This window comes from Thermodesulfobium narugense DSM 14796 (assembly GCF_000212395.1).
GTDB classification, from domain to species: domain Bacteria; phylum Thermodesulfobiota; class Thermodesulfobiia; order Thermodesulfobiales; family Thermodesulfobiaceae; genus Thermodesulfobium; species Thermodesulfobium narugense.
The window spans coordinates 1,594,133-1,607,033 of the sequence record NC_015499.1; the positions used below are offsets into that span (position 1 = coordinate 1,594,133).

The window sequence follows — 12,901 nt, forward strand, 5'->3', positions numbered from 1 at the left end:
GACTTTAATATCTTATGGCTTTGAAGTCTATTAAGTTGCCAGATCTCTTAAGAGATCTCTTTTTAGACTCAATAGATGACATCATTTATTGTTTCCCAAAAAGATATAGAGAGGTTACAGTCGTTAGATCCCATAAAGACGTGGTACCAGGAAAAAGCCTTGCTTTCAAAGCACAAATAGGAATGCCTGTTTATTACCCTGAAAGAAAAAGACTAGTAAAAGTTGAACTAAATATTGAAGGGAAAAAAGCAAGCGCTTGTTGGTTTAACCAGCCATACAAAAAGAATCAAATTTTAAAATTAAGACCAAATGCATATTTCGCCGGAGAAGCTGTTCTTAATAACAGAGAACTTGTTTTCTATCATCCCATTATAAGCAAAGATCCCATTTACTCAGACTCTGGAATATATCCTGAATATTGCTTAGAAATTAACGATAGTGAAATTAGAAAAACTATAAAAGACATATTTGACGAAAAGAAAGAAATAAAAGAAACTCTGCCAGAATCTTTAATAAATAGATTAAAGTTAATGAAGCTTAAGGATGCTCTATATAACCTACACTTTCCAAAAGATTTAAGAAGTCTTGAGAGTGCAAGAAAAAGAATTGCATTTGATGAACTTTTACAATGGAAGCTAACAATACTAACCGAAAAACAAAAGTTTAGCTCAAAAAGTGCCCCAATATTAAACCCAGAATCAGATCTGGTAAAAAAATTCTTATCTTCTTTACCATTTACACTAACAGAAGACCAAAAAAAGGTTATTGATGAGATCTTTTCCGACGTAAGTAAAAACAAACCAATGCAAAGGCTTCTTCAAGGAGATGTAGGTTCAGGAAAAACTGTAATTGCAGTTAGTGCCCTATTGTGTGCTGTATCTTCTGGTTTTCAGGCCGCATTTATGGTCCCATCAGAAATACTATCAAAGCAACACTATGAAAAACTACGCGAATGGCTTAAGCCTATGGGAGTAAAAATTTATCTTCTAACGGGTTCAACTAAAAAATCTGAAAGAAACTTAATAATAGAAGAAATAAATAAAGGCGTACCATTAATCCTTACTGGAACTCATGCACTTATCACTGAAGGTCTTGAACTAAAAAATCTTGGACTAGTGGTCATAGACGAACAACACAGGTTTGGAGTAAGGCAAAGATTAAGCCTTATAGAAAAAGGCATATGTCCGCATACCCTGGTGATGACAGCAACTCCAATACCGCGAACCCTAGCATCAATTTTTTATGCTGACTTAGATTATTCTGAGATAAGAACTATGCCAGAAGGGCGAAAAGAAATAGTTACAAAAATAATCAACAAAAGCGATATCAAGAAACTTTACTCAATAATACGTGAAAATCTAAAACAGTATGACTCAAGAGTCTTCTATGTTTGTCCACTAATCGAAGACTCTAATTCTCTAAAACTAGAATCCGTGAAAAAGAGGCACAAAGAACTAGTGAATATCTTCCCAGAATTTGAAGTAGGCCTCATACACGGAAGACTCAGTCAAAGCGAACAAGACAAAATTATGCAAGACTTTAAGACAGGAAAGATCAAAATACTTGTTTCTACAACAGTAATCGAAGTAGGTATCGATATTCCTCAAGCAAATATTATGGTAATAGAAAATCCAGAAAGATTTGGCTTAGCACAACTGCATCAACTTCGCGGAAGAATAGGAAGAGGCAATCTAAGTTCAACTTGCTACTTGCTAGCAGACGAAGAATCATATTCTTCCAGAAGAGTACAAATTTTCGAGAAAGTAAACAATGGGTTTGAACTTGCCGAAAGGGATTTAGAACTAAGAGGTCAGGGCGAGATAATTGGATCTAAGCAAAGCGGTTTAGATCAAACATTAAAAGTTGCAAATCCCCTAAAAGATACGGACATAATGAGAATAGCCCAAAAGGTTGCAGAGTTAATTATATCAAAAGATCCTGATCTAACATATTTTAAAGAGTTAAAATTAAAGATGGAAAAAACTTTTAAAGATAGAGAGGTAATAAAGGCGATTTGAAAACTTCAATCGTGGGCGGAGAATTTAAAAATAGATCTTTAGTTAGTCCAAAAACTAATGAGGTAAGGCCTCTTAGCTCAAGAGTTAGAAAATCTCTAATGGATATCGTTGGAAGTAGAGTAATTGAGTGCACGCTTTTAGATCTTTTTGCAGGAATTGGCTCGGTTTCCATAGAATTTCTCTCTCGAGGTGCCAAAAGTGTAATTAGCGTTGAAAAAAACCCAAAAATTGCAAGCTTTCTTAAGAAGAACCTAGAAAATTTTAACTTGCTCAATAGATGCACAATACTAAATTATTCTGTAGAAAAATTTTTGCTTAATTGTCATGATATAAAATTTGATATAATCTATATGGATCCACCTTTTTCTTATGATTTAGAAAAGCTCTTACAAATTTTTTCTAATTTTGAAGGTTATCACAAAAAATCAATGTTTATTTTGCATCACTTTTTTAAATATAAACCGAAGGAGAAGCTAGGTTATTGGAAAATGTTAGATTCAAGAACCTATTCAAGCAATTCAATTACTTTTTATGCACCAGAAGATTCTATAGATGATTAAAAGAGCTTTATATCCAGGCAGTTTTGACCCTATAACATTAGGTCATTTAGACATTGCAAGAAGAGCTTCTCACCTTTTTGATGAAGTAATCATTGCAGTTGCATATAATGAAAAGAAAAAGGCTTTGTTTAACATAGAAGAAAGAGTAAATCTTATAAAAGAGTCTCTCAAAGAAAGAAATATGCCAAAAAACGTTCACGTAACTAGTTACACCTGCTTAACAATTGAATTTGCAAAATCATTAAATGTTAGCTCAATAATAAGAGGTTTGAGAGTAATTTCTGATTTTGAGTTTGAATTCCAGATGGCTCTTACCAATAGGAGAATGGATCCAAGGATAGAAACGGTTTTTTTAATGACGCATGAAGATTATTCATATATTAGTTCTACAATAATAAAAGAAATTGCTTCTCTAAATGGGAACGTAACTCCCTGGGTAACAGACGTTGTAAAAAATGCACTAAATGAAAAACTATTAGGAAGAGAGGGGAAAAAATGAGTCAAACTTTTTTAAAATTCATAGAAGACCTTGAACTTTTAGTAATGAGCTCTCCAAAGATTCCGCTTACAAATATGGTATTTGTCAATGAACAAGAGATATTTAGAATTATAGATTCAATCAGAATGAACATACCTCAGGAAATAGTTGATGCTCAAAGATTCTTGCAAGAAAAAGAGAATATAATTAACGAAGCCCAAAAAAAGGCTGATGAAATAATCCTAAATGCAGATCTTAAAGCCAAGCAAAAATTGGATGAGAACGACTTAATTATAAGGGCAAGAGAAGAATCAGAAAAAATTAAAAATGAAGCAAGAGTTGAAGCAAATAAACTTATGAAAGAAGCAAGAGACTACTCAGAAAATGTTTTGCAAAAACTTGAGATAGAAATAGACAAGCTTTTAACCTCAATTAGAAAGGGTAAGGAAATATTAAGATCTAAAGATTAGTTTATTTGTCTTATTACTTTTCAATCTCCAATAAATTCATCGGAACAATTATTGCAGGAATACCAGCTCTGAAAAACATATTTTGTGAAAATTCTCTTATAAATGGCCAAACAGCCTTTATGGAAGCCTCAATAACCATGTTATCTTTTTCCTTTGTTTTTTTAGTTTCAGTTATTACCAAAAAATAAGTGGCTGAAAACTCAAGCCAAGGCTTTTTTCTCCTACTACTACTTCCCTCTTCCATATTCTCATCTAGTTCAGTCCCCCTGATGTTTGTAACAATTTCCACCTCATGCGTCCTGTCAATTGTATTCTTTATAGATGGCTTTATGTCCACAGATATTGAACTCTCTGGCGAATGAAGCGGCTTCATTTTAAAAGTGCAATTTATAAGCGATAAAGCTTCTAATTTATATTCATTGTTTATAATTTTACTCTCTCTTTTTTTCATAATTTCCTCCTAAATAACTCAGTAAATATATTATAACAGTTTTAGAAGATAAAATTAATCTTTCCTCATTATGTCAATTAATTCCTGCCTATTTGACACATTGCACTTCCTGAATATATTCCTCATATGAGTCTTAAAAGTATTTTCAGAGATATGCATAATTTCAGCAATATATCTACCATTCCTACCCATTAAGATATACTTAACAATCTCTTTTTCTCTTGGGGTTAAGCCAAAAGAATTAAATTTCTTTTCGAAAATAGTTTCAAATTTAGAATCCTCCACTGTAACTACATGCTTTTCCTTTCTAAAGAAAAGAAAGGGCTCATAATAATCAGCTTTTATCAAAGCAAACAAAAGAATCAGAATAATACCTGCAGTATAAGACAACAAACTAACTAGTTCGAAATTTTGCGGAATTTGACGAATGAAAAAGTATAATAAATCACCGAAAAAAATAGAGCTAGTAATTATAAAATATCCAAAGGGCAAAACTCTTATATCATATCTTTTTTGGATAGAAAAGGATAAAATTAAAGCTAAAGAATAAAAATCAAAGATCGCAAATCCAATCTGGAAAAGAGAAAAAATTATAAGCGAAAATGGATTTTCAAAATAAAGTGGAAACCAAAAAAATGCAACAATCAAAATGGCCAACGATGGTCTATAAAGACTAGAAATTTCGAGTTTCTTGAAATAAATAAAAATAGGTAAAACCAGAGCGCTAATACAATAAGCTATATTTGATAGAAAATAATCGTTGTTAGTTGAAAAATTTAAAAGAAAATTATAAACTGCTCCTCCACAACAATAAAACCCCAGAAAAACAAAAATAATTTTTTTAGGAAAAACTCCAAAATCAAATTTGCTAAAATTTTTTCGAAAATATGAATCAAAATTAATTTTAGACAAAACAAACATTAATAAAGGAAACGAAGAAAAAGACAAGTATGAAAAGTTATTGAATATTTTGTTTAACAAAAACATTACAATGGTAGCAAAAAGAGTCGAAATAGCAAAAATAACAGACCAGAAAACAAAATTTTCTTTAAAAAACATTAAAAGTGTTAAAACAAATAAGAAAGTAAAAAAAATAGAACAAAGGGCAATTAAAAAGATAGGAATAAAAATATTATCAAAAATATAACTTCCAAAAAATAGTCCCAATAGGAAAACTGAAAAAAGAATTGAAACTATTTTAATAGTTGGATTAATTATTTTAATAAAATTTTTATTTTCAAAGAGCTTTACGATGACAAAAAAAGTTAAAGCTTGAACAAACAAAAAAGCTCTAAACAAGATAGCACAAGAAGTATGCCACCGTTCAGCCACCACATACAAAAAGGGGCCATCAAGAAAAAATAGCCATAGAAAAACAAATAACAATCCTAAAGAAAAAGAAAGTAAAAATCTCTCTCTAGTTAAATAAGACAAATAATACCTGAAGAACAACTGAATAACCCCTTTTGAGTGATATACAAAAGATTTTTTACATTATAACATCATAAATCAAAATAAAATTTTAGAGGGGACAAAAATGAAAAAGTTAGCTAAGAAACAATGTAAAATAAGGTGGTCAAATGTTGTTGGTATTCCAAAGTGCTTTACTATTCCAGAAACAGGCAGTTTTAGTTACAAAACAAAAAAGGGATTAAAAGTTGAGTTCATAATCTCATTAGAAGATTTAGAAATACACAATGTCCTGGCCATAGGAAAGAATGCACTAAAAATGGTATAATATAAAAAATCAAAATTTAAGAGGTATTTTTGAAGAACAAAAAAGCAATTGTTATTTTTTTGCTAATATTAATAGCAGCAATATTGGTATACTGGTTTTTAATAAGAAAAGAACCACCAAATAATGTCATTGAAGTTTCTGGAAATATAGAAGCAGATCAATACAACGTTTCTTTCCAAATTTATGGAACTTTATCCTCTTTGAAGGTACAAGAAGGAGATAAAGTAAAAAAGGGTGAACTACTTGCTACCCTTTCAAGAAAAGATCTTGAAGATTCCTTGCAGGCTGCTATACACAATATGAATAAGGCAAAAGCTTTATATGATCAATATCTTTCGGGATATAGAACTCAAGACATAAAGATGGCTGAAGCTGATAGAGACGCTAAGCTTGCTCAGTTTGAAAAGGCACAGAGCGACTACATTAGATATGAAAAGTTATACAAGGAGGATGCAATTCCAGCCTCTAGCTTCGACGATATCAAAAGTATTTATCTTTCATCTAAAGAGGCATTAAAAGCAAGCGAGCAAAAGCTTAAAGAATTGCAATCAGGCTACAGGCAAGAGGAAGTTGAATCTGCCAAAGAAGCATATAAAGAAAGCATCGCTCAGGTAGAGCAGGCAAAAACAATTTTAGGATATACTAAAATTTACTCGCCTATTGACGGCGTTGTATTTTCAAAAGATTCAGAAGTAGGAGAATTTGTCTCTTCTGGCACTCCTGTATTAACTCTTTACGATTTGAATAGTACGTACGTAAAAGTGTATGTCAGCGAAAAGGATATTGGCTTTGTTAAATTAAATGCTCCCTGCACTATAAAGGTTGATTCCTTTCCAGATAAAAATTTTAGTGGCTATGTAGAAGCAATATCAGACAAAGCAGAATATACCCCTAAATTTATTCAAACCAAAGATGAAAGAGTTAAATATATGTTTTGGGTTAAGGTAAAAATCAGTAACCCTGAAGGAATTTTAAAACCCGGCATGCCAGCAGATGTCTATATAGAAAAAGCTCAATGATTTCAATTGTTAACATAACTAAGAGCTTTGGTAAAAAGAAAGTATTAGATAATATAAATCTTGAGCTGGACAAGGGAAAGATTTTAACTATCTTAGGACCAGACGGATCAGGAAAAACTACTCTTATAAAGATTATTATTGGACTACTTCGTCCAGACTCAGGCGAAATATTCATAAATAATATAAACATTACAAAGAATATCTCATCAACAAGAGAGCTTATAGGATACAAGGCACAAGAGTTTTCATTATATCAAGATCTTACTATCAGTGAAAATATTAGATTTTTCGGAAATCTTTATTCGCTATCCGGAAAAGAACTCGATGAAAGAGAAGATTTTATACTTGAGTTTATAGGTTTGAAAAGTTTTAAGCACAGGTTTGCTGAAGCTCTTTCTGGAGGAATGAAAACTAGACTTGCTATTGGCTGTGCTTTAATACACAATCCCCCAGTACTTTTATTAGATGAGCCAAACGTCGGCGTAGATCCTGCCTCAAGAAAAAGTGTTTGGAAACTTTTAAGGGAGCTCACCAATTCAGGTAAAACAATTATAGTAACTACACCATATTTCTTGGAAGGAGAGCTATCAGACAAAGTTGTGTTTATTAAAGAGGGCAAAACAGTTTTATCTGGGAAACCCAAAGAACTTCTTGAAAATATTGATTTTATAGTATATAAGATAGAAGGAGAAAATTTACAGAACTTTTATTTCGATTTAAAGAAAAAGGAATTTGAATTTAAATACTGGTTAAAAAATGAACATATCAGAATATTATTATCCAAAAATGAAGAATTCAGTAAAATTTCTGAAAAAATTCTTGTTAATAATAATAAAACAGTAAAAATAGACAAACCTGACCTGGAAGATATATATCTATGGCATTCGACATAGAAAATGTAATTGAGGTCGAAAATTTAACAAAAAGATTTGGTAATTTCACAGCAGTTGATAATATCAGCTTTTCAATAAAAAGAGGCACGGTATTTGGCTTTTTAGGCCCAAATGGAGCTGGGAAGACCACAACTATAAAGCTAATTCTTGGATTAATAAACAAGACAAGCGGCAAAATAAAAATTTTTGGAGAAGATATAGAAAAATTTTCAAAAGAGAAATTGGGTTACATGTCTCAAAAATTCTCTTTATATTATGACCTAAAAGTTTTTGAAAATATGATTTTTTATGGTTCTATTTATGGTTATTCACGAAAAGACTTAGAGAAAAGAATAGATTTTTTGTTAGAACAATATCACCTTAAAGAAGTAAAAAATATTTTGGTAAGAGATATCGGTGGACTAAGACAAAGGGTTGCATTTTGCACAGCAATCCTTCATAATCCCGATATCTTAGTTCTTGACGAACCAACAAGCGGCGTGGATCCCGATGCCAGAATAAACTTTTGGGACGCTATCTATAGTTATGCAAGAGAAGGAAAAACTGTACTGGTTACAACACACTATATGGATGAAGCAGAATTTTGCAATCAAATAGGTTTTATTATCTCAGGAAAATTAAAATTTGTTGGAACTCCAAACTCTGCAAAAAAGATTTATTTCGAAAACTCAAATAAAATTGGAAATCTTGAGGATGCCTTTTTGTGGTTTATGGAAAATTAGCTAAGCAAAAAAAATACCTTATGAAGTATCTGATTTAAAATAATTAAGTAAGAGAAGTTAAACATATTTTTGCACTGCAAAAGGGATATAATATAAATTTATAACATTAATTGCATATTAAAGTAATATCTATAGTTAATTTTACAATTATACTGTCATATACTAAGTTTAATTAACTGAAAAGAACACTTATCAAGGAGGTGAAAAAGTGGGCAACTTCCCAAAGCTTACTTCTTTAGTTCGTTGTGCTGGCTGAGCTGCTAAATTAAATCCAAAGGACCTAGGTGAGGTTCTAAAAGATTTACCAAAATTTGAACATCCAGGCCTTATTTTCAATTCTGACGGCCTTGATGATGCTGGAGCTTTTGTTATAAAAGACGACATAGCCATTGTCCAATCTGTCGACTTTTTCCCTCCTGTGGTAAATAGCCCTGACCTATACGGTAAAATTGCAGCAGCTAATTCTCTTTCCGACCTATATGCAGTTGGTGCAAAACCTATTACAGCTTTAAATATTTTAGGATTTCCAAGATATGATATTGAACTAAACGTTATAAATGAAATACTTAGAGGCTCTCACGAAAAGATAAAAGAAGCTGGCGCACTGATACTTGGTGGCCACAGCATGGACGATATAGAACTTAAATATGGACTTAGCGTTACGGGAATTGCAAAAAAAGACGAGTTAATAACTCACAGTAACGCACAACCTGGAGACATAATAGTTCTCACAAAACCTCTTGGTACCGGGATACTAACTTCCGCTCTAAAAATTGAGCTTATTGACGAAATAGATATGCAAGATGCTCTCAACTCTATGCAAGAGTTAAATTATTTTGCAGGTGAAGCACAAAAAAGGTTTAAAGCGAGTTCTGGCACAGACATTACAGGTTTTGGATTAATCGGTCATGCAGTTAACATAGCAAAATCTAGTAATGTTATATTTGAAATATTTGCAAATTCTTTGCCTGTTTTTGAAAAAGTACTAGAACTCGCAGATGATGGAGTATTACCTGCAGGAATATTTGCAAATATTGACTTCTACAAAGACAACGTAGTTGAAATAGGAAAGATCCCAGAAAGTTACAGGTATGTTGTCTACGATCCACAAACTTCTGGAGGCCTACTTTCCACTTATAAACCAAGTGTTGTAGACGATGTTTTAAGATTTCTAATCAATAACAAAGTGAGCGCGCACATTATAGGTGTTGTCAAAAAGGGTTCAGTTTTTAATCCTGGCACAATTGTTATTAAAGAAGGGTCTATTTGATGAGAGCTTCTCTTCAAAGGATATGGGCTGTATTTATCAAGGAATTTATCCAATTTTTCAGAGATAAAGTTACTTTTGTCACTGCTATTTCAATTCCTTTAATACAGCTTATTTTGTATGGCTACGCTATAAATACTGACGTGAAGCATCAATCTACAGTTGTATACGATCAATCAAGATCTGTAATGTCAAGAGATATATTATATAAATTTCAAAGTTCCCAATATTTTGATATAAAGAAATTTGTAAACAGCTCTGACGCAGTTGGAAGGGCAATAGACAATGGCCAAGCAAAAGTAGGCATTATCATTCCCCCAAAGCTAGAATCTAACATACTGGGCAACAAATCAAGTCAAATTTTAGTAATAATCGATGCATCTGATCCTATGTCATCCAGTTCTGCCCTTTCCGCATCTCAAATGATAGGTTTGATGGAAAATCAAGAAATACTAACAAAAAAACTACAGCAAAATGGTATAATATTGCCCAACAAAAACCCTTTCGAAGTTGACGTCAGAGCCTGGTATAACCCCGATCTTTTATCAACTTATTTTCTGGTACCTGGTTTAATTGCAGTTTTAATTAGTTTATCAACACTAGTCCTAACAGCTATGGCAATTGTAAGAGAAAAAGAAAGAGGAACATATGAACAATTAATAATTACCCCACTTAGACCAATTGAGTTAACTATTGGAAAAGTAACTCCATATGCCATTATAGGATATGCACAAATGACTCTTGTAATAATAGCTGCTATAGTACTTTTCAATCTTAACATAAAGGGGAATTTGCTTTTGTTGTATATCTTTGCTCTGCCTTTTATATTAGCCAACTTAAGCCTTGGGTATATAATATCTACTCTTGCAAAAAACCAGCAGCAAGCACTTCAAATGTCTTTTTTCCTTATGGTGCCCATCTTCTTACTGAGCGGCTTCATGTTCCCAAGAGAGGCAATGCCAGGAATAATATATTACCTAAGTTATATTGCTCCAGCCACATTCTTTTTAGTAATAGTAAGAGGCATTATCTTAAAAGGATTAGGTTTCTCCGAGCTATGGCAATGGGAACTCGGCTTGATAATATATATTATAATCGCTTTGAACATATCAAGATTTTTACTTAAGAGAAAGTCGTAACTAAACTATTAATATGGGCATTTTTGCTTTTTCAATTAAAAACTTAGCTATTGAATGGTGCATAATTGAGGCCTCAAAACCAGATTTTCTCCCTATTATTATTAAATCAGCATTAAATCTTTTCGCAACATTATAAATTTCCATTGAAGGATTTTCTCCCTCTTGAAGTACAACTTCTTCAATAATATCTTTATCCTTTATTTCATTCTTAAGTTCTTCTAATAGCTCTTTGGCCTTTTCGAACCTCAATTCTTCTGCTTCCGGATTCAGATCAGCAACCTGTGTAGGCATTTCAATAACATGTAAGAGTATGATTTTAGAATTACTTAACTTTGCAACTTCATAACCCATTTTTAATACATCGTATCTTTTTGATGTCGAATCAACTGCTAATAATATTTTTCTAAACATTACTCCTCCTAAGTTATTTAAACTTATATTACTGAAAAACCTTTTAAAATGCTCATCAAACCAGAAAGAGAAAGTAAAATAATTACTAGCCACCTTACAATTCTGGGCTTGGTACGAGCAAGGAGTCTCACACCAACCTGGGAACCTAGCATCATACCTACTACTGAAGGAACTGCGATAATGGGCAACACTGCTCCATTGTTTAAATATATCCATGCAGCAGATGTATCTGTAATAGACAGTAAAAAGTTACTCGAAGCTACCGAAATTTTTAATGGAGCACCTAAAACTAAGTTAAAAACGGCCACATTAGCCCAACCAGCGCCCAATCCAAACATGCCAGCAATAAAACCAACTAGAAAAAACAGTATAAAACCAATATGTGAATTTTGAATTTGCCAATTAATGTTTCTTCTTTGTGTTATTTCATAGTAAATACCATGTATACCAAGAATCTGAGCAATCTTATCACGCTTTGTTATTTCTGGAAATTCAGATCTTTTTGAGGTAAGAAGTACAAAGCAGATGGCAAGAATGACCAGTCCAAGAGCAATTCTAACAATATTTTGAGGCAAAGCCAACCCTACCATAGCACCCATAATTGAAGAAATCGACGCAATTAAAGCCATTGGCATACAAAGTCTAAGAGAAGCAAGATTTCTCATCAAAAGCCCGGGACCAGCAGAAAGAGACCCTGCTAGAGCTACCATTAAACCAGCGCCCCTTACAAAGTCCATATGAAATGGGAAAAACGTTCCAAGTATAGGGACAAAAAGAACACCTCCTCCAACACCTGCTAAAACTGCTATAATCCCTAAACCAAAACAAAAGACAAATAAAGACAAGGGCCATATCCACCATGGTATTTTTAAGGAAGTTTCTTCAGCAAGAATAATATCCTTTGCAGCAAAAGCATGAGGTGTTAAAAAAAACAAAAAAATAAATAAAATAAGAAAGAAGCCAAGCAAGATCGTTTTTTTTGAAAAAGTCACAATATTCCTCCTATTCTACTTTAAGTAATCCGCTAGCAGCCAAAATAAGAATAGATATTTCCATTACAACTATGAAAACCATTGCAATTTCTTTTTTCTTAATGTAAATTGGCAAAACAGATAGATAACACAAAATTGGAACACAAGCCAAAAAAGTAAGCGCGGCTTTTGCCATCATATCTGATTTAAATATTAAACTCATCCACCCCCAGCCTGTAGCTATTCCAAAACTTTCGTTAAGCAGCGTAGAACTCTTTACCCACAAGCGCGGCAATCTCTCAAGAGGTATTACTGGCGAAATAAGTCCAGAAATATAGATAAAAAATGTAAACAAAATAGAAAAAAGACCAATCCTTGCAGACCATTTAAGAACTAATGCATATCTTTCTTGATCAATTGGAGTTTCAATATTTTGCCCTGAGCTACTGATAGTTTTGTCCATCTCTACATCTCCCTTCAATTTTATTATTCCCCCATTACAGGTAATAAATATGACTAAAATTTATATAGTGAAAACACTTACAAGACGTAGTTCTTACTTATGTCAATTATAACATATTTTTATTAAATTTATATATTTCAGTTATAACTTATCAAAAAAATATAAATTCATAATATAAGGGATTTCTCTTACTTCAATCCAATGATTTCCCTAATAAAAATTTCACCTTTCCCTAACTATTTTTTTACATAAGCAAATTTTATTATAAATTAAAATAAAATTTATAAATAAGTCAGGGAGG

The 12,901-nt window shown here is 32.2% G+C and carries 15 protein-coding genes; 10 read left to right on the forward strand and 5 right to left on the reverse strand.

All coding sequences use genetic code 11. The features are described from left to right. The first annotated feature begins 14 nt into the window (after positions 1-14). From recG to THENA_RS07905, 4 genes are read left to right on the forward strand one after another with little or no spacing between them, the layout of a single operon-like run. Positions 15-2,018 (forward strand): ATP-dependent DNA helicase RecG, encoded by a 2,004-nt coding sequence (gene recG, locus THENA_RS07890; protein ID WP_013756877.1) that lies wholly within the window; start codon positions 15-17, stop codon positions 2,016-2,018. After that, entirely contained in the window at positions 2,015-2,578 is a 564-nt protein-coding gene (gene rsmD, locus THENA_RS07895; RefSeq protein WP_013756878.1) for a 16S rRNA (guanine(966)-N(2))-methyltransferase RsmD, read from the forward strand. Before recG ends, rsmD begins: the two co-directional genes overlap by 4 nt. Beyond that, positions 2,571-3,077: a pantetheine-phosphate adenylyltransferase gene (gene coaD / locus THENA_RS07900; protein WP_013756879.1), complete on the forward strand. Its 507-nt coding sequence runs from the start codon at positions 2,571-2,573 to the stop codon at positions 3,075-3,077. Before rsmD ends, coaD begins: the two co-directional genes overlap by 8 nt. Continuing rightward, positions 3,074-3,526 (forward strand): ATP synthase subunit B family protein, encoded by a 453-nt coding sequence (locus THENA_RS07905; protein WP_013756880.1) that lies wholly within the window; start codon positions 3,074-3,076, stop codon positions 3,524-3,526. The genes coaD and THENA_RS07905 overlap by 4 nt, the downstream gene beginning before the upstream one ends. A gap of 13 nt (positions 3,527-3,539) precedes the next feature. On the opposite strand, the gene THENA_RS07910 is transcribed toward THENA_RS07905, so the two are convergent. Next, positions 3,540-3,977, reverse strand: a complete 438-nt coding sequence (locus THENA_RS07910) for a hypothetical protein (RefSeq protein WP_013756881.1) — start codon at positions 3,975-3,977, stop codon at positions 3,540-3,542. Positions 3,978-4,031: 54 nt separating this feature from the next. Then, positions 4,032-5,429, reverse strand: coding sequence for a helix-turn-helix transcriptional regulator (locus tag THENA_RS07915; protein ID WP_041438003.1), 1,398 nt, complete (start codon positions 5,427-5,429; stop codon positions 4,032-4,034). 85 nt (positions 5,430-5,514) lie between these two features. Here THENA_RS07915 and THENA_RS07920 point away from each other — a divergent pair, with 85 nt between their 5' ends. From THENA_RS07920 to THENA_RS07950, 6 genes are all read left to right on the forward strand, one after another. Continuing rightward, positions 5,515-5,715, forward strand: coding sequence for a hypothetical protein (locus tag THENA_RS07920; RefSeq protein WP_013756883.1), 201 nt, complete (start codon positions 5,515-5,517; stop codon positions 5,713-5,715). 29 nt (positions 5,716-5,744) lie between these two features. Next, positions 5,745-6,734, forward strand: coding sequence for an HlyD family secretion protein (locus tag THENA_RS07925; protein ID WP_013756884.1), 990 nt, complete (start codon positions 5,745-5,747; stop codon positions 6,732-6,734). Beyond that, the gene (locus THENA_RS07930; protein WP_013756885.1) at positions 6,731-7,627 is read left to right on the forward strand and encodes an ABC transporter ATP-binding protein; all 897 of its coding nucleotides are present in this window, start codon (positions 6,731-6,733) and stop codon (positions 7,625-7,627) included. The genes THENA_RS07925 and THENA_RS07930 overlap by 4 nt, the downstream gene beginning before the upstream one ends. Then, positions 7,612-8,349 carry an ABC transporter ATP-binding protein gene (locus THENA_RS07935; RefSeq protein WP_013756886.1) on the forward strand — a complete coding sequence of 246 codons (738 nt, stop codon included), beginning with the start codon at positions 7,612-7,614 and terminating at the stop codon, positions 8,347-8,349. The genes THENA_RS07930 and THENA_RS07935 overlap by 16 nt, the downstream gene beginning before the upstream one ends. 208 nt (positions 8,350-8,557) lie before the next feature. Beyond that, positions 8,558-9,619: a selenide, water dikinase SelD gene (gene selD / locus THENA_RS07945; protein ID WP_013756887.1), complete on the forward strand. Its 1,062-nt coding sequence runs from the start codon at positions 8,558-8,560 to the stop codon at positions 9,617-9,619. After that, positions 9,619-10,755: an ABC transporter permease gene (locus tag THENA_RS07950; protein ID WP_013756888.1), complete on the forward strand. Its 1,137-nt coding sequence runs from the start codon at positions 9,619-9,621 to the stop codon at positions 10,753-10,755. Before selD ends, THENA_RS07950 begins: the two co-directional genes overlap by 1 nt. On the opposite strand, the gene THENA_RS07955 is transcribed toward THENA_RS07950, so the two are convergent. The 3 genes from THENA_RS07955 to THENA_RS07965 are packed head-to-tail and all read right to left on the reverse strand — an operon-like array spanning position 10,756 to position 12,618. Continuing rightward, positions 10,756-11,166 carry a universal stress protein gene (locus THENA_RS07955; RefSeq protein WP_013756889.1) on the reverse strand — a complete coding sequence of 137 codons (411 nt, stop codon included), beginning with the start codon at positions 11,164-11,166 and terminating at the stop codon, positions 10,756-10,758. A 23-nt stretch (positions 11,167-11,189) separates the two neighbouring features. Beyond that, a complete protein-coding gene (locus THENA_RS07960) occupies positions 11,190-12,158 on the reverse strand; it encodes a sulfite exporter TauE/SafE family protein (RefSeq protein ID WP_013756890.1) in 969 nt (322 codons plus the stop codon). A gap of 10 nt (positions 12,159-12,168) precedes the next feature. Further along, the gene (locus tag THENA_RS07965) at positions 12,169-12,618 is read right to left on the reverse strand and encodes a hypothetical protein (RefSeq protein WP_052296077.1); all 450 of its coding nucleotides are present in this window, start codon (positions 12,616-12,618) and stop codon (positions 12,169-12,171) included. Positions 12,619-12,901 lie beyond the last annotated feature (283 nt).